This is a genomic window from Rugamonas sp. DEMB1 (assembly GCF_029834475.1).
Lineage (GTDB): Bacteria > Pseudomonadota > Gammaproteobacteria > Burkholderiales > Burkholderiaceae_D > Rugamonas > Rugamonas rubra.
The window spans coordinates 6,499,183-6,515,707 of the sequence record NZ_CP122407.1; the positions used below are offsets into that span (position 1 = coordinate 6,499,183).

11 protein-coding genes and 2 pseudogenes are annotated in these 16,525 nt (G+C 66.6%); 4 read left to right on the forward strand and 9 right to left on the reverse strand.

The window, feature by feature from the left end:
* Window positions 1-29: 29 nt before the first annotated feature.
* The 6 genes and pseudogenes from QC826_RS30000 to QC826_RS30025 all read right to left on the reverse strand — a co-directional run bounded on the left by QC826_RS30000 (window position 30) and on the right by QC826_RS30025 (window position 6,957).
* Complete coding sequence (locus tag QC826_RS30000) at window positions 30-1,157, reverse strand: acyl-CoA dehydrogenase family protein (protein ID WP_279763675.1); 1,128 nt, start codon at window positions 1,155-1,157, stop codon at window positions 30-32.
* A 59-nt stretch (window positions 1,158-1,216) separates the two neighbouring features.
* Window positions 1,217-1,885 (reverse strand): SDR family oxidoreductase, encoded by a 669-nt coding sequence (locus QC826_RS30005; RefSeq protein ID WP_279763676.1) that lies wholly within the window; start codon window positions 1,883-1,885, stop codon window positions 1,217-1,219.
* Between the two features lie 242 nt (window positions 1,886-2,127).
* Complete coding sequence (locus QC826_RS30010; protein WP_093389255.1) at window positions 2,128-3,324, reverse strand: acetyl-CoA C-acyltransferase; 1,197 nt, start codon at window positions 3,322-3,324, stop codon at window positions 2,128-2,130.
* Window positions 3,317-5,147: pseudogene (gene aceK, locus QC826_RS30015) on the reverse strand (bifunctional isocitrate dehydrogenase kinase/phosphatase). Before aceK ends, QC826_RS30010 begins: the two are co-directional and overlap by 8 nt.
* Before the next feature lie 88 nt (window positions 5,148-5,235).
* On the reverse strand, window positions 5,236-6,420 hold the full coding sequence (locus tag QC826_RS30020) for an isovaleryl-CoA dehydrogenase (protein WP_099414311.1): 1,185 nt from the start codon (window positions 6,418-6,420) through the stop codon (window positions 5,236-5,238).
* 123 nt (window positions 6,421-6,543) lie between these two features.
* Window positions 6,544-6,957: a MerR family transcriptional regulator gene (locus tag QC826_RS30025; RefSeq protein ID WP_279763678.1), complete on the reverse strand. Its 414-nt coding sequence runs from the start codon at window positions 6,955-6,957 to the stop codon at window positions 6,544-6,546.
* 118 nt (window positions 6,958-7,075) lie between these two features.
* Between QC826_RS30025 and QC826_RS30030 the strand changes: the two genes are divergently transcribed.
* The 3 genes from QC826_RS30030 to QC826_RS30040 all read left to right on the forward strand — a co-directional run bounded on the left by QC826_RS30030 (window position 7,076) and on the right by QC826_RS30040 (window position 9,476).
* Window positions 7,076-8,197: an MBL fold metallo-hydrolase gene (locus QC826_RS30030; protein WP_279763679.1), complete on the forward strand. Its 1,122-nt coding sequence runs from the start codon at window positions 7,076-7,078 to the stop codon at window positions 8,195-8,197.
* A 277-nt stretch (window positions 8,198-8,474) separates the two neighbouring features.
* The gene (locus QC826_RS30035; protein ID WP_174900587.1) at window positions 8,475-8,882 is read left to right on the forward strand and encodes a hypothetical protein; all 408 of its coding nucleotides are present in this window, start codon (window positions 8,475-8,477) and stop codon (window positions 8,880-8,882) included.
* Between the two features lie 423 nt (window positions 8,883-9,305).
* Complete coding sequence (locus QC826_RS30040) at window positions 9,306-9,476, forward strand: hypothetical protein (protein WP_174900588.1); 171 nt, start codon at window positions 9,306-9,308, stop codon at window positions 9,474-9,476.
* 187 nt (window positions 9,477-9,663) lie between these two features.
* On the opposite strand, the gene QC826_RS30045 is transcribed toward QC826_RS30040, so the two are convergent.
* The 3 genes from QC826_RS30045 to QC826_RS30055 all read right to left on the reverse strand — a co-directional run bounded on the left by QC826_RS30045 (window position 9,664) and on the right by QC826_RS30055 (window position 13,156).
* A complete protein-coding gene (locus QC826_RS30045) occupies window positions 9,664-10,287 on the reverse strand; it encodes a UbiX family flavin prenyltransferase (protein ID WP_099414313.1) in 624 nt (207 codons plus the stop codon).
* Window positions 10,280-10,591: a Grx4 family monothiol glutaredoxin gene (grxD, locus tag QC826_RS30050; protein WP_099414314.1), complete on the reverse strand. Its 312-nt coding sequence runs from the start codon at window positions 10,589-10,591 to the stop codon at window positions 10,280-10,282. The genes QC826_RS30045 and grxD overlap by 8 nt, the downstream gene beginning before the upstream one ends.
* A 216-nt stretch (window positions 10,592-10,807) precedes the next feature.
* Entirely contained in the window at window positions 10,808-13,156 is a 2,349-nt protein-coding gene (locus tag QC826_RS30055) for a Tex family protein (protein WP_279763682.1), read from the reverse strand.
* Window positions 13,157-13,340: 184 nt separating this feature from the next.
* Between QC826_RS30055 and QC826_RS30060 the strand changes: the two are divergent.
* Window positions 13,341-16,486 (forward strand): annotated as a pseudogene (locus QC826_RS30060) (DEAD/DEAH box helicase).
* Window positions 16,487-16,525 lie beyond the last annotated feature (39 nt).

Genomic DNA, 16,525 nt, shown 5'->3' on the forward strand with positions numbered 1-16,525 from the left:
TTTCGTCCGTATGTCGCTGGTGTCGTGCGTTACAAGGCGCGGGCGATGAGGATTTTTTGGATGTCGCTGGTGCCCTCGTAGATCTGGCAGACGCGCACGTCGCGGTAGATGCGTTCGACCGGGAAGTCGGACACGTAGCCGTAGCCGCCGTGCACCTGGATCGCGTCCGAGCAGACCCGCTCGGCCATCTCCGAGGCGAACAGCTTGGCCATCGCCGCCTCCTTCAGGCAGGGCAGGCCGGCGTCCTTCATCGAGGCGGCGTGGCGGATCAGCTGGCGCGCCGCCTCGATCTGGGTGGCCATGTCGGCCAGGCGGAACTGCACCGCCTGGTGCTCGAAGATGGCCTTGCCGAAGCTCTCGCGTTCGCGCGCGTAGTGCAGCGCGGCCTCGTAGGCGGCGCGCGCCATGCCGACCGCCTGCGAGGCGATGCCGATGCGGCCGCCCTCCAGGCCGGACAGGGCGATCTTGTAGCCCTGGCCCTCCTCGCCGATCAGGTTCCCGGCCGGGACGCGGCAGTTCTCGAACAGGATCTGCGCCGTGTCCGAGGAGTGCTGGCCCATCTTCTGCTCCAGACCGGCGACGATGTAGCCGGGCGCCGAGGTCGGCACCCAGAAGGCGCTGATGCCCTTCTTGCCGGCCGCCTTGTCGGTCACCGCCATGACGATGGCGACGTCGGCGTACTTGCCGCTGGTGATGAACTGCTTGACGCCGTTGAGCACGTACTCGTCGCCCTCGCGCACGGCGGTGGTGCGCAGCGCCGAGGCGTCGCTGCCGGTGTGCGGCTCGGTCAGGCAGAAGGCGCCCAGCATGTCGCCCTGGGCCAGCGGACGCAGCCATTGCTCCTTCTGCGCGTCGTTGGCGTACATCATGGCGATGCTGCACACCGGGCAGTTGTTGACCGAGATGATGGTCGAGGTGCCGCCGTCGCCGGCGGCGATCTCCTCGAGCACCAGGGCCAGCGAGACGTAGTCGAGGCCGGCGCCGCCCAGCGCCTCGGGCACCGCCACGCCGAAGGCGCCCAGCGCCGCCAGCTCCTTCAACTCCTGTTTGGGGAAGTAGTGCTCCTTGTCCCAGCGCGCCGCGTTGGGCGCCAGGCGCTCCTGGGCAAAGGTGCGCAGGGCGTCGCGGATCATATTGTGTTCGTCGCTCAGTATCATGGGGTCTCAGTGTGTTGTCGTTGTTCTGGGGTGTTGCGTGGGCCGGCGCGTGGCCGGCCTTACCAGCCGATCACCCGGCCGTCGTAGTTGCGGTACACCGCGTGGTCGTTGTGCGGCAGCTTGGCCAGGGTGGCGCGCATGCCGCTGGCGCTCTCCTCGACCGAGATGTCGGCCTCGGCGCCGCCCATGTCGGTGCGCACCCAGCCGGGGTGGAAGGCGACGCAGGTGGCGCCCTTGTTGCCGAAGGTCAGGGCGGTGTCGATCAGCACCGAGTTCAGCGCCGCCTTGCTGGCGCGGTACAGCGAGCCGCTGGCGTTGCCGCGCTCGCTGAGCGAGCCCATGTGCGAGGACAGCACGGCCAGCTTGCCGCGCGCCGCGCAGACCATAGTCGCGATGATGGGCAGCAGGCGCATCGCCGCCAGCACGTTGGTGTGCATCACGTTGTCGAAGTCGGTCTGCAGGGGGAAGCCGTCGTCGCGCGGGCCGTAGACGCCGGCGTTGAGGAACACCACCTGCAGCTGCTCGCCCTCGAGCTTCCAGCCGAGGCCGGCGCAGGACTCCAGGTTGGTGACGTCGAGCAGGTGGCTTTCCGTGCCCAGCGCGGCGAGCGCGTCGCAGTCCGGGGTGGTGCGCGCGGTGGCGATGACGCGCCAGCCGTCGGCCAGGTATTGCCGCGCCAGCTCGCGGCCGATGCCGCGCGAGGCGCCGATGATCAGTGCGGTGGGCATATTGTCACCTCCAAGTGAAAAGTCGGGCGGGATCGGGCAAGCCCCTATCCCCAAAATGCCGCCCGATTCAGTGTTCCAGCAAGCACGCTCAGCAGTCGGGGTCAGTGCCGACAATCGGACAAATACCGCTTGCCGGACTGGTCTTCTGCCTGAGCCCGTGTCCGAATGTCGGCACTGACCCCGGGGTTTTGACGGGGCGGGCCATAGGGTCAGACCCTAGGGTCTGACCCTGGATTGGGCGCTCAGGCCAGTTCGATCGCCACGGCCGTCGCTTCGCCGCCGCCGATGCACAGCGCCGCCACGCCGCGCTTGCCGCCGGTCTTGCGCAGCGCGCCGATCAGGGTGACGATGATGCGCGCGCCGGAGGCGCCGATCGGGTGGCCCAGGGCGCAGGCGCCGCCGTGGATGTTGATCTTGCTGTGCGGGATGTCGAGGTCGTGCATGGCGGCCATCGGCACGGCGGCGAAGGCTTCGTTGACCTCGAACAGGTCGACGCTGGCGCTGCTCCAGCCGGTCTTGGCGAACAGCTTTTGCATGGCGCCGACCGGGGCGGTGGTGAACAGGTTGGGCGCCTGGGCGTGGGTGGCGTGGCCGACGATGGTGGCCAGCACGGTCAGGCCCTGCTCCTTGGCGCTGGAGGCGCGCATCAGCACCAGCGCGGCGGCGCCGTCGTTGATCGACGAGGAGGAGGCGGCGGTGATGGTGCCGTCCTTCTTGAAGGCGGCGCGCAGCGAGGGGATCTTCTCGATCTTGGCCTTCAGCGGGCCCTCGTCCTTGTCGATGACGGTGTCGCCGCCACGACCGGAGACGGTCACCGGCGCGATCTCCCAGGCGAAGCTGCCGTCGGCCGCCGCCGCCTGGGCGCGTTGCACCGAGGCGATGGCGAAGGCGTCCTGCGCTTCGCGCGTGAACTTGTAGGTGCTGACGCATTCCTCGGCGAAGGTGCCCATCGAGCGGCCGTTGCCCTTCTCGTCCTTGCTGTAGGCGTCCTCCAGGCCGTCGAGCATCATGTGGTCGTAGATCATGCCGTGGCCGATGCGGTAGCCGCCGCGCGCCTTCGGCACCAGGTAGGGCGCGTTGGTCATCGACTCCATGCCGCCGGCGACGATCAGGTCGGCGCTGCCGGCCTTCAGGGCGTCGTGGGCGAAGATGGTGGCCTGCATGGCCGAGCCGCACATCTTGGACAGGGTGACGGCGGCGGCCGAGGTCGGCAGGCCGGCCTTCAGCGCGGCCTGGCGCGCCGGGGCCTGGCCCTGGCCGGCCATCAGGCAGTTGCCGAAGTAGACGTGCTCGACCGCCTCGGGCTTGACGCCGGCGCGCTCGACGGCGGCCTTGATGGCCACCGCGCCCAGGTCGCTGGCGTTGACGTTGGAAAAGTCGCCCTGGAAGGCGCCCATTGGGGTGCGCGCGGCACCGACGATTACGATAGGATCATTCATTTTCAAGAGTCTCCATGAAGGGTGGCGGCGTCACCGTCGCCGTGGGTGTGGGTTGGTGCTGGTTGCTGAAACGTATGTTCTGCGGATACGGGAAGACGTCCTCGACATAGCCGTCGGCGATGCGCTGCTTGCGCGCCTGCCACCACGCCCGGGTCAGCAGGTCGGCGTGGTACTTCATGAAGTAGCGGCGGATCTTGGCGTTGCCCAGCAGGAAGCGGCCGAACTGCTCGGGGAAGACGTCGTGCTTGCCGATCGGATACCAGGGCTCGGCCGACATCTCCTCCTCGTCGGTGCGCGCCTCGGGGATGTCGCGGAAGACGCAGTCGGTGATGTACTCGATCTCGTCGTAGTCGTAGAACACCACGCGCTGGTGGCGGGTCACGCCGAAGTTCTTGTACAGCATGTCGCCGGGGAAGATGTTGGCCGCCACCAGCTCCTTGATGGCGTTGCCGTACTCCAGCACGCCGTGCTCGATCTGCAGGTCGTCGCCCTCCTTCTCGGCGTTCGACAGCCAGATGTTGAGCGGCACCATGCGCCGCTCGATGTACAGGTGCTTGATGATCAGCTGCTCGCCGTCCTCCTCCACCAGCGAGGGGGCGAAGTGCTTCAGCTCGGCGATCAGGGCCCTCGGTGAAGCGGTGCCGCGGGAAGGCCACGTTGGAATACTCCAGCGTGTCGGCCATGCGGCCGACGCGGTCGTGGTTCTTCACCAGCAGGTATTTTTCCTTGATCAGCGCGCGGGTGGTCTCCTTGGGCGCCGGGAAGAAGTCCTTGATCACCTTGAACACGTAGGGGAAGGAGGGCAGGGCGAACACCAGCATCACCAGGCCGCGGATGCCGGGGGCGATCTCGAACTGGTCGGACGAGTGCTTCAGGTGTTGCAGGTAGTCGCGGTAGAACAGCGTCTTGCCCTGCTTCTGCAGGCCGAGGATGGTGTAGATCTCGCTGCGCGGCTTGCGCGGCAGCAGGCTGCGCAGGAACTGCACATAGGCCGAGGGCACCTCCATGTCGACCAGGAAGTAGGCGCGGGTGAAGGAGAACAGCACGGTGATCTGCTCCTGGTCGAACAGCACGGTGTCGAGGATCAGCTCGGCGTTGCGGTTGTGCAGGATCGGCACGACGAAGGGGTATTCCTTGTTGCCGTTGATGCCCTTGCCGACGATGTAGGCGCCCTTGTTGCGGTAGAACAGGCTCGACAGCACCTGGATCTGGTGGTTCGGCTCGATCTTGTTGCTGCCGAAGATCTGCCGCAGCCGCGTCTCGACCTGCTCGACGTCGCGGTCCAGGTTGGCGAAGGCGGCGTCGAGCTGGAAGTTGGTGATGATGCGCTTGAGCGTGAAGCGCAGGCCGTCGGTGCCGGGGTAGTAGACGCGGTAGGTCGGCGCCAGCTCCTCGGTCTCGATGTACTCGGTGGAGACCACCGGGCGCACGAAGATGAAGTCGTTGTGGAAATAGGTGCGGTGCAGGATGTTGCAGCAGACCGAGTTGAAGAAGGTCTCGGCCAGCTCGGGCTGCTTGTGGTCGGACAGCATGCCGATGAAGTGCAGCTTGAGCTCGCGCCACACCTCGTCGGTCAGCTCGGAGTGGTCGTACTCGTCCTCCAGCAAATGCACGCATTCCTGCACGCGCTGGTCGTAGAAGCCGATGCGCTCGCGCGCGGCCTGCTGGGCGGTGGCCCAGTCGCCCTGCTCGAAGTGGATCTTGGCCTGGCGGCTGGTGTCGCGGAACAGGCGGTAGTGCTTGTCGAAGCCGTCGCGGATGGTGCGGGCGATGTCGAAGGCGATCTGCGAGCTCAGCAGTTTGGGAAAAGCGGCTTGGGTCATGGGTCCGTCTCGCTGGGGGCGCTAGGGTGCATTAGCTGGTCTAATAAAATCGCCGGCAATAGTAGTCCAGCTAATGCGCGCGCCCTGCCTACTTGGTTTCCGCGAACAGTTCGCGACCGATCAGCATGCGGCGGATTTCGCTGGTGCCGGCGCCGATTTCGTACAACTTGGCGTCGCGCCACAGGCGGCCGACCGGATACTCGTTGATGTAGCCGTTGCCGCCCAGCGTCTGGATCGCCTCGCCGGCCATCCAGGTCGCTTTTTCCGCGCTATACAAAATGGCTCCCGCCGCGTCCTTGCGCAGCTGGCGGACCGCTTCCGGGGTTTTGGCCCGGTCGCAAGCCTGACCGACGGCGTACACATATGCCTTGCACGCCATCATGGTCGAGTACATGTCCGCAATCTTACCCTGCATCAGCTGGAATTCGCCGATGGGCTGGCCGAATTGCTGGCGATCGTGGATATACGGCACCACCGCGTCCATGCAGGCCTGCATGATGCCCAGCGGGCCGCCGGACAGCACGGTGCGCTCGAAGTCGAGGCCGGACATCAGCACGTTGACGCCCTTGCCCTCGCCGCCCAGCACGTTTTCCAGCGGCACCTCGCAGTTTTCGAACACCAGCTCGCCGGTGTGCGAGCCGCGCATGCCCAGCTTGTCGAGCTTTTGCGCCACCGAGAAGCCGGGGAAGCTCTTCTCGATCAGGAAGGCGGTCATGCCCTTGGCGCCGGCCGCCAGGTCGCTCTTGGCGTAGACCACCAGCACGTCGGCGTCGGGGCCGTTGGTGATCCACATCTTGGTGCCGTTGAGCACCCAGCGGTCGCCCTTCAGGTCGGCGCGCAGCTTCATGCTGACCACGTCGGAGCCGGCGTTCGGCTCGGACATGGCGAGCGCGCCGATGTGCTCGCCGGAAATGAGCTTCGGCAGGTATTTGCGTTTTTGCTCTTCGCTGCCGTTGCGCTTGATCTGGTTGACGCACAGGTTCGAGTGGGCGCCGTAGGACAGGCCGACCGAGGCCGAGGCGCGCGAGATCTCCTCCATCGCCACGATGTGGGCCAGGTAGCCCATGTTGGCGCCGCCGTACTCCTCGCCGACGGTGACGCCGAGCACGCCCAGCTCGCCCATCTTGCGCCACAGGTCCATCGGGAACTGGTCGCTGCGGTCGATCTCGGCGGCGCGCGGGGCGATCTCGGCGGCGGCGAACTGTTGCACCGCTTCACGCAGGGCGGCGATGTCTTCGCCGTGGTCAAAGGTCAGGCCTGGGAGATGGAGCATGTCATCCTCGTGTTGTGGTTTTAGTTGAAGCGTCAATGATACGCCGGTGTGACGTTAAACGTAAACGTAAAGCGGCGCGCGGTAAAGCGAAGATTCGCGAAGATGTGATGACGGCGTGGCGGCTCAGTCGGCGGCGGCCGGTTCGCCCTTGCCGTCGGCGATGGCGGCCAGCAGGCGGCGGCACTCGTCCTCGTGGGCGGTGATCTCGCTGAGCGACATTTCGATGTCCTCGCGCTGCTGTTCCAGCGTTTCGCGGTGCTGCGCCAGCACGCCGAGGAAGCGGTTCATCTGCGCGCTGGTGTCCTTGGGCGACTCGTACATGTCGACCAGGCTCTTGATCTCCGACAGCGACAGGCCGAGGCGCTTGCCGCGCAGGGTCAGCTTGAGGCGGGTGCGGTCGCGCGGCGTGTAGACGCGGTTGCGCCCGCCCGCGCCCTCGCGCGAGGGGCTGAGCAGACCCTGGTCCTCGTAGAAGCGGATCGCGCGCGCCGTGATGTCGAATTCGCGGGACAGTTCGGTAATGGTATAGGTCGGCATTGTGTGGGCTGGCGGTATAAAGTGAGGAGGGGACGCGGCGGCGCGAAGCGGCCTACAATGGGCGGGAACTTCCGTTTACGTCAACGTCAATCGCATTGTAGCGCGTGAAAGATAAAAAATGAATCCACTCGAAGCCCAGCTTTCCTACCCCCTCGGCGAGCAGTTGCCGGCCACCGGCGCGGTGCTGGAGATCGTGCCCGGCCTGCGCTGGCTGCGCATGCCGCTGCCGTTCGCGCTGGACCACATCAATCTGTGGTTATTGCGCGACGAGTTCGCCGGCCTCGGCGTGGCCGGCCCCGGCCCCGGCGCGGACGCGGACGCGGATGCGGAGGTCGGCGCCGGCGCCGGCTGGTGCGCGGTCGACTGCGGCGTGGCCAGCGACGCCACGCGCGCCGCCTGGGAGGCGGTGTTCGCCGGCGGCATGGACGGCCTGCCGCTGCGCCGCGTGCTGGCCACCCATTGCCACCCGGACCACATCGGCCTGGCCGACTGGCTGTGCCGCCGCTGGCAGGCGCCGCTGTGGGCCACCACCGGCGAATACGCCTTCGCCCGCATGATGGCGGCGGCCCTGCCCGGGGTCGACAACGCGGCGGCGCTGCCGCATTTCCGCCGCCACGGCCTGGCCGACCCGGACATGCTGGAAAAGATGCAAAGCCGCAAAAACTACTACCCCTCGCTGGTGCCGGCCGTGCCGGCCGCCTACACCCGCATCCAGGACGGAGAGTCGGTTGTCATTGGTGACCATGAATGGCGGGTCGTCACCGGCTTCGGCCACGCCCCCGAGCACGCCGCGCTGTACTGCGCCGCGCTGAACGTGTTGATCTCCGGCGACATGGTGCTGCCGCGCATCTCCACCAACGTCTCGGTGTTCGCCATCGAGCCGGAGGCCAACCCGCTGACCCTGTACCTCGACTCGCTGGGCAAGTTCGCCGGACTGCCGGACGACGTGCTGGTGCTGCCCTCGCACGGCCGGCCCTTCCGTGGCCTGCACACCCGCATCGCCCAGTTGCGCGCGCACCACGTCGAGCGCCTGGCCGAGGTGGTGCAAGCCTGCCGGCAATGGCAGTCGGCGGCCGACATCGTGCCGCTGATGTTCAAGCGCGCGCTGGACGCCCACCAGCTCAGTTTCGCCCTCGGCGAGGCGCTGGCCCACCTGCACAAGCTGTGGCACGACGGTATCGTGCGACGCGAAATGGGGCCGGACGGCATCATACGCTTCCGCCTGGGCGAGCCAGCGTAGCAAATTGCAAGCGAGTGTGGTCAAAGGGCCGGATTCCGCTGAAATTCCGGCCCGCTGAGGCGTGCAAGGTGTTATTGTATCGACAAGCCTCCCGGGCATGGCCGAACATGGTGTTTGCCCTGTTTTGAGGCAATGCACGAAATATTATTCGGTCGCCGCCACGGCCTCCCGTGCCGGCAGGGAGCGATACTTGTTCAATTTAACAGCCGGTTTTGTTGCATTCCCAGCAGCCAGCCAAGAGACTGACTTTCATGTCGCAACATGAAATAGTGCAACTATGAATTCTTCTAATGAACGCGAAAGCTTCAGCCAGCGCCTGCAGCAGGCGCTCAAGAACGCCCACTACTCCCCCGACAGCCCGACCCGCCTGGCGCGCGAATTCAATATTCGCTTCGACGGCCGCCCGATCACCGTCCACGCCGCCCGCAAATGGCTGGTAGGCGAGGCTATTCCGACCCAAGAGAAGCTGCGCATGATCGCGCAATGGCTGGGCGTGCCGGCCGAGTGGCTGCGCTTCGGCGGCCCGGACGCGGTCGCGCCGACCGGCGATAATTCCGCCGCGCTGGCCCGCTTCGAGTCGGCCGACGTCAAGCTGATCGCCGATTTGCAGCGCCTCGACGAGCACCACCGGCAAATCGCCCGTGAATTTATCCGCATGCTGGTGCGTGTAAACTACCAAAAGTAGCTTTTTAGTGTCGCCATACGGCATCTTATTTGTCTTTTTGGTAATCCGCCGCGCCGCCGCAGAACTGCCTTCCGGATAAGACCGCTACCGGTTTTTGTTCGGTTGCGCCGGGCCGGGCATGTCCGCGCCAGCCCTGATGTTTGCTGGCTTTCCGCCTGGAAATAGTCTGTTTTTACTGCGTGCGAACGACCATACCACTTTGCCCCGCCGGCCGCCGCAGGCGCCTTGTGCAGACCGCCACGTTTGCGAATTGTCACGATTTCGACACGAAACTAGTGCACAATAGGGAAGCTTGGTCTGGATGGTAATTCTTTTGGGCAAGAATGATCGCGGAAGCAGCGTGCATTCGAATAGTGGCTCATAATCACATGAGTTTTTGCGACAGTGCAGCATTCACTACGGAGCCAACATTTGAGCCGTCTTATGAAAAGTAATTACAGCAATGTAGCGCAGCTAAAAGATTTGATGACCGTTCCACCGATGACCGCCGCCCAGCACGCGGAAGTGATGCGCAAGCGCATCGCGCACCGCCGCATGGTCGAGGAAGCCAGGGATTTGAAGTTGGCGAGTGGAATCCAGTTCGAGAAACGCTAGTTCCAGGCCGCGGAAACGGCCCTGGGTTGCTGCACCAGCCGGCGGGCCAGTACCGCCGGGCTGAACCACCGTCCGCCGCGCCCTTGCGGCCTACGGCGCTGCCTGCTTTACCCCGTCCACTTTGGCGCCAGCGCGCCGCGCAGTTCTTCGTCACACTGATGATGAGTAGCCGCTACGCCGTGTAATGTTAGGCGTCGCCGGTGTCGTCGTCCGTCGCCGGCGCGACGCTGCCTTCCTTCATGCCGCCCCAGCGCGGCGCCAATGCATGTTGTATGTCAAACAGGTCCAGCACCCGCGCAACGGTGTGGTCGACCATCTCTTCGATACTCTTGGGATTGTGGTAGAAGCTCGGCAAGGGCGGGAAAATGATGCCGCCCATCTCGGTGACGGCCGTCATATTGCGCAGGTGCGCCAGGTTGAACGGCGTTTCGCGCACCATCAACACCAGCCGGCGGCGCTCCTTGAGCACCACGTCGGCGGCGCGGGCGATCAGGTTGTCGGACAGGCCGTGGGCCACCGAGGCCAGGGTTTTCATCGAGCAGGGGGCGACGATCATGCCGGCCGACTGGAAGGAGCCGCTGGCGATGGCCGCGCCGACGTCGCGCTGTTTGTGCACCACGTGGGCCAGGGCTTCGACATCGCGCCGCTGCAGCCCGGTTTCCTGGTGCAGGGTGAGGAGCGCGGCGTCGGAGACGATCAAATGCGTCTCGACGCCGGCATGGTGTTGCAGATGTTGCAGCAGACGCACGCCATACACGGCGCCGGTGGCGCCGGTGATGGCGAGAACGATCCGCCTGGGCCGATCAGGCATCCAGCAGGGCCTTCAGCTCGCCGGACTCGAACATTTCGTTCATGATGTCCGAACCGCCGATGAACTCGCCCTTGATGTAGAGCTGGGGAATGGTTGGCCAGTTCGAGTATTCCTTGATGCCCTGGCGCACTTCGGCGTCGTCCAGCACGTTGACGGTGGCGATGTTCTCGACGCCGCAGGCTTTCAGGATCTGGATGGCACGGCCGGAAAAGCCGCACTGCGGGAACTGGGCGGTGCCCTTCATGAACAACACGACAGGCGTGCTCGTCACGGTTTCTTTGATCCAGGTTTGTACGTCGCTCATGGCTGCCTCAGGGTAAAAAATGATAGATGCCGACATTTTATACAAAAACGCCGGCAAGGGGGCTAATCAGCTTGGCCGATGGCGCCGGCGGGGCGCTTGCTGACTAATTGCGGGTTTCCCCGGCGGGGCGTTGGCTGGGCCGGCGGAGCCCGACGGCAAACCGAGGGTCAGACCCTCAGGGTCTGACCCTGGCGCTGGCGCCACGGCCCATAAAGGCTAGCCGCGCAGCTTGGCGAAGGCGGCCGCCATGCTGCCGCCGGCCGGCTCCTGGCGCGCCTGCTGCTTCTGCTGCACGCCCATGCTCTTGCGGTCGTTGCGGTCGCCGCGCTGCTCCGGCTTGGCGCCGGCCTGCGGCGCGCTGTCGGTCAGGCGCATGGTCAGGGCGATGCGCTTGCGCTTCTCGTCCACCTCCAGCACCTTGACGCGCACCACCTGGCCGGCCTTGACCACGCTGTGCGGGTCCTTGACGAAGGTGTTCGACAGCGCCGAGATGTGCACCAGACCGTCCTGGTGCACGCCGATGTCGACGAAGGCGCCGAAGGCGGCCACGTTGGTCACCACGCCCTCGAGGATCATGTCCGGGCGCAGGTCGCGGATCTCCTCGACCCCCTCCTTGAAGGTGGCGGTGGTGAACTCGGGGCGCGGATCGCGGCCCGGCTTCTCCAGCTCCTTCAAAATGTCGCTGATGGTCGGCACGCCGAACTTCTCGTCGGCGTACTTGGCCGGGTTCAGGCTCTTGATCAGGGCCGTCTCGCCGATCACCGCCTTGATGTCTTTCTTGATGTCGCCGAGGATCTTTTCGACCAGCGGATACGATTCCGGGTGCACCGCCGAGGCGTCGAGCGGGTTGTCGCCGCCGATCACGCGCAGGAAGCCGGCGGCCTGCTCGAAGGTCTTGTCGCCCAGGCGCGGCACGGCCTTCAGGCCGGCGCGCGAGGTGAAGGCGCCCTTCAGGTCGCGGAAGGTGACAATAGCCTGCGCCACCGTGGCCGACAGGCCGGACACCCGCGCCAGCAGCGGCGCCGAGGCGGTGTTGACGTCGACGCCGACGGCGTTGACGCAATCCTCGACGACGGCGTCGAGCGAGCGCGCCAGCTGGCTTTGCGACACATCATGCTGGTACTGGCCGACGCCGATCGATTTCGGGTCGATCTTGACCAGCTCGGCCAGCGGGTCCTGCAGGCGGCGCGCGATCGAGACGGCGCCGCGCAGCGACACGTCCATGTCGGGCAGCTCGCGCGAGGCGAATTCGGAGGCCGAGTAGACCGAGGCGCCGGCCTCGGAGACGACGATCTTGGTCATCTTCTGCTCGGGGTGTTGCTTGATCAGGCCCTGCGCCAGCTTGTCGGTCTCGCGCGAGGCGGTGCCGTTGCCGATCGAAATCAAGGACACGTTGTGCTTGGCGGCCAGCTTGCCCAGGGTGTGCAGCGAGCCGTCCCAGTCGTTCTTCGGCTGGTGCGGGTAGATGACGGCGGTGTCGACCACCTTGCCGGTGGCGTCGACCACGGCCACCTTGACGCCGGTGCGCAGGCCCGGGTCCAGGCCCATGGTGGCGCGCTGGCCGGCCGGCGCGGCCAGCAGCAGCGCCTTCAGGTTGGTGGCGAAGACGTTGATGGCGTCCAGTTCGGAGCGCTCGCGCAGCGCGCCCATCAGTTCCGTTTCCAGGTGCATGAAGCTCTTCACGCGCCAGGTCCAGCGCGCCGTGTCGGCCAGCCACTTGTCGGCGGCGCGGCCCTGGTTCTTGATGCCGAAGCGGGCGGCGATGCGGCCCTCGCAGGGGTTGTGCGGCGCGTCCCACTTCGGCTTCTCGGCCTCGGTGTCGAGCCGCAGCACGACGTCGAGGATGCCCTCGCGGCGGCCGCGCAGCAGGGCCAGCGCGCGGTGCGAGGGCACCGTGCCTATCGTTTCGGAGTAGTCGAAGTAGTCGGCGAACTTCTCGCCCTCGTCCTGCTTGCCCTCGACCACCTTGGATTCGACCACGCCGTGGTCGAGCACGTATTCGCGCAGCGCCTGCAGCAGGGTGGCGTCCTCGGCGAAGCGCTCCATCAGGATCTGGCGGGCGCCGTCGAGCGCCGCCTTGGTGTCGGCGACGCCGGCATTGTTGCCCTCGGCGGTGGTGAAGGCCTCGCGCAGGAATTTGTTGGCTTCCATATCGGGAGTCAGTTCCGGGTTGGCCAGCAGGGCGTCGGCCAGCGGCGCCAGGCCCGCCTCGATGGCGATCTGCGCCTTGGTGCGGCGTTTTTGTTTGTATGGGAGGTACAAATCCTCCAGCCGGGTCTTGTCTTCGGCGTGCATGACGGCATCTAACAAGGCCGGCGTCATCTTGTTCTGCTCGGTGATCGAGGCGACGATGCTGGCGCGCCGCTCCTCCAGCTCGCGCAGGTAGCGCAGGCGCTCCTCGAGCAGGCGCAGCTGGATGTCGTCCAGGCCGCCGGTGGCCTCCTTGCGGTAGCGCGCGATGAAGGGCACGGTGGCGCCCTCGTCGAGCAGGGCGATGGCGGCGGCGACCTGCACCGGTTTGGCGGCGAGTTCGAGGGCAAGACGTTGTTCGATTGAAGGCAACATGGGTGGCTATCCTAAGCGGTCAAGCTCGGAATCATACGCAATCGCCGCGAATGTGCCAGTCTTGACAGTCCAAAAGGACTGTGCGCAGCACCGACATTGAATATTACGCAAACACGGAGCCGTCTATGGCGGATAATATTGCCTGTTGCCGTTTTTGAAGCAGATTTGAACAACAATGCGCCCTATGGATTTTACCCGCGACGACGCCCCTGAAGCCCCCGCCGTTTCCGCCCCGGCCAGCGTGCCGGCGACCCAGTTGTCCTATGCGGTCGCCACCTGGCTGCAGCGGGTGGACGCGGCCGCCCATCCGAAACCCAAGCTGCCCGCCGCCGTCGAGCCCGACGCCAAGCCGGCCGCCGGCCAGGCCCAGGCCCAGGCGCAGACCCAGTACCGCCTGATCTACGTGATGGCGCCCACCAGCGGCGGCCGCCACGTCGCCCTGTGCCTGTACAAGGCGCGCCTGCGCGCCAACGGCGACGTCGCCGCCGCCAGCCCGGTCAGCGAGGTGTTCTCGCTGCTGTCGGCGCCGCCCAGCTTCCTGCTGCCCGGCGACGAGGAACCTGGTGCGCTTCTTCGTCGCCATGCGCAGCGGCGCCGCCTCGCAGACCGGCAGCGCCACCGAGCCGCGCGGCAAGATCGGCGCGGCCCTGCTGCAGATGCTGGCCGAGCAGGACAAGTTGCTGTGGGCAAACTCGTGGGCCGACGTCGGCAACGGCCTGGTGTATCCGCTGAAGGGCGGGGTGTTGCGCCAGGCCAACCTGGTGTGGCGCGAGGAGGGCAAGGGCCTGCGCCTGGGCTGGCAGGTCGCCGCGCCCGAGGGCGCGCGCCACCACGGCGCCGACCAGATCGACTACATGCTGCCGACCGACCCGCCGTGGTACATCGACAACCTGTCCTGCGGCGTGCTGAACCTGAACCAGGGCGGCGCCGCCATCCCGCTGGCCGAGCTGCAGGCGCTGGTGGCGCAGGCGCCGCTGCTGACCGCCAACGACAAGGTGCGCGTGTCGCAACTGTTGCTGGCGCACGGCCTGCAACAACTGATGCCGCTGCCGCAGCCGCTGCCGCAGCGGGTGCGCCAGGACGTCGCGCCGCGCCCGGTGCTGGTGCTCGACGCCGCCATGCTGGCCGACGGCAGCGTGCAGCGCTGGCACGACTACGCCGTGTTGTCCTACGACTACGACGGCGAGCGCGTCTCCTTCGACCCGGCGCAGCGCGTGGTGCGCCAGCGCGGCGAGGTGACCGAGATCATCGAGCGCAACGCCGCCGCCGAGGCGGTGGCGCTGGAGACCCTGCAGGCGCTGGGCTTCAAGAAGCCGGCGCAGTTGCCGTTGAGCAGCGTCAAGGGCGCCCAGTTGCTGCCCAGCCAGGCCGAGTGGATACGCTTCGCCGCCGACGCCATCGCCACCTTGGCGGCGCAGGGCTGGCGCGTCGAGAAGGCGGCCAAGTACCGCTACGACCTCGGCCAGGTCGACGACTGGTACGCCAACGTCGAGGCCGACGAGGCCGACGGCGGCAACGCCTGGTTCGAGCTGGAGCTGGGCATCGTGGTCAACCAGGAGCGTGTGGCGCTGCTGCCGGTGCTGGTGCAAATGATCCGCAACGCCCCCAACGACTTCAACCCCAAGGTGCTGGCGGCGCACGGCGACGAGGACCAGATGCTGGCCACCCTGGCCGACGGCAGCCGCGTCGCCCTGCCGTGGGCGCGCGTGCGGCCCATCCTGGCGACCCTGGGCGAGTTGTATTTCAGCGACAAGATCAAAACCACCCTGCGCATGGCCACGCTGGACGCCGCCCGCCTCGACGAGCTGGCGCGCCAGCTCGAGCTGCGCTGGAGCGGCGCCGACGAGCTGCTGGCGATGGGCCGCCGCCTCAACCAGTTCGGCGCGGTGAAGAAGGTGGCCACCCCGGCCAGCCTGCGCGCCACGCTGCGCGACTACCAGTCCGACGGCCTGGCCTGGATGCAGTTCCTGCGCGAATACAACCTGGCCGGCATCCTGGCCGACGACATGGGCCTGGGCAAGACGGTGCAAACCCTGGCCCACATCCTGGTGGAGAAGGAGGCGGGCCGGCTGACGGCGCCGGCGCTGGTCATCGCGCCGACCAGCCTGATGGGCAACTGGCAGGACGAGGCGGCCCGCTTCGCCCCCGGCCTGCGCGTGCTGCTGCTGCAAGGCAAGGACCGGCTGGCCCAGTTCGACCAGATCGCCCAGGCCGACCTGGTGCTGACCACCTACGCCCTGCTGCCGCGCGACGAGGAGAAGCTGCGCGAACACGACTTCCACCTGGTCATCCTCGACGAGTCGCACTACATCAAGAACACCCGCTCGAAGGCGGCGCAGAGCGCCGGCCTGCTGCGCGCGCGGCACCGCCTGTGCCTGTCCGGCACGCCGCTGGAGAACCACCTGGGCGAGCTGTGGTCGCAGTTCCACTTCCTGCTGCCCGGCCTGCTGGGCGACGAGAAGGGCTTCAACAGCCAGTTCCGCCACCCGATCGAGCGGCAGGACGACCCGCTGCGGCGCGCCCTGTTGAACCGCCGCATCAAGCCCTTCCTGCTGCGCCGCACCAAGGACAGCGTCGCCAAGGAGCTGCCGCCCAAGACGGAAATGGTGCGCAAGGTCGAGCTGACCGGCGCCCAGCGCGACCTGTACGAGACGGTGCGCCTGGCGATGGACCAGAAGGTGCGCGAAGAGATCGACCGCAAGGGCGTGGCGCGCAGCCAGATCGTCATCCTCGAGGCGCTGCTCAAGCTGCGCCAGGTGTGCTGCGACCCGCGCCTGGTCAAGTCGCTGCCGGCCAAGAAGCAGACCGCCGGCTCGGCCAAGCTGATCGACCTGATGCAGATGGTCGAGGACCTGCTCGACGAGAACCGCAAGATCCTGGTGTTCTCGCAGTTCACCAGCATGCTCGAGCTGATCGAGCAGGAGCTCGAGGAGCGCGACATCCCCTACGCCCTGTTGACCGGCGACACCAAGGACCGCAGCGCCCAAGTGGCCGCCTTCCAGCAGGGCGCCGTGCCGATCTTCCTGATCAGCCTGAAGGCCGGCGGCGTCGGCCTGAACCTGACGGCGGCCGACACGGTGATCCACTACGACCCGTGGTGGAACCCGGCGGCGGAGAACCAGGCCACCGACCGCGCCTGGCGCATCGGCCAGGACAAGCCGGTGTTCGTCTACAAGCTGATCGCCAAGGGCACGCTGGAGGAAAAGATCCAGATCCTGCAACAAAAGAAGGCCGACCTGGCGCAATCCATCCTGGCCGAGGGCGAATCGCACAAGATGGCCTTGACGCAAGACGAACCTGCAGCAGATCTTTGCCCCGCTGGCCGAATAGCCCGTCTATACTGGGGACCGGATAGTTTCCGATATTCAA

Excerpts from the sequence above, each read along its gene's own strand:
- QC826_RS30000 (WP_279763675.1), bottom strand. The coding sequence starts at position 1,157 with ATGATACTGAGCGACGAACACAATATGATCCGCGACGCCCTGCGCACC.
- QC826_RS30005 (WP_279763676.1), bottom strand. The coding sequence starts at position 1,885 with ATGCCCACCGCACTGATCATCGGCGCCTCGCGCGGCATCGGCCGCGAG.
- QC826_RS30010 (WP_093389255.1), bottom strand. The coding sequence starts at position 3,324 with ATGAATGATCCTATCGTAATCGTCGGTGCCGCGCGCACCCCAATGGGC.
- QC826_RS30020 (WP_099414311.1), bottom strand. The coding sequence starts at position 6,420 with ATGCTCCATCTCCCAGGCCTGACCTTTGACCACGGCGAAGACATCGCC.
- QC826_RS30025 (WP_279763678.1), bottom strand. The coding sequence starts at position 6,957 with ATGCCGACCTATACCATTACCGAACTGTCCCGCGAATTCGACATCACG.
- QC826_RS30030 (WP_279763679.1), top strand. The coding sequence starts at position 7,076 with ATGAATCCACTCGAAGCCCAGCTTTCCTACCCCCTCGGCGAGCAGTTG.
- QC826_RS30035 (WP_174900587.1), top strand. The coding sequence starts at position 8,475 with ATGAATTCTTCTAATGAACGCGAAAGCTTCAGCCAGCGCCTGCAGCAG.
- QC826_RS30040 (WP_174900588.1), top strand. The coding sequence starts at position 9,306 with ATGAAAAGTAATTACAGCAATGTAGCGCAGCTAAAAGATTTGATGACC.
- QC826_RS30045 (WP_099414313.1), bottom strand. The coding sequence starts at position 10,287 with ATGCCTGATCGGCCCAGGCGGATCGTTCTCGCCATCACCGGCGCCACC.
- grxD (WP_099414314.1), bottom strand. The coding sequence starts at position 10,591 with ATGAGCGACGTACAAACCTGGATCAAAGAAACCGTGACGAGCACGCCT.
- QC826_RS30055 (WP_279763682.1), bottom strand. The coding sequence starts at position 13,156 with ATGTTGCCTTCAATCGAACAACGTCTTGCCCTCGAACTCGCCGCCAAA.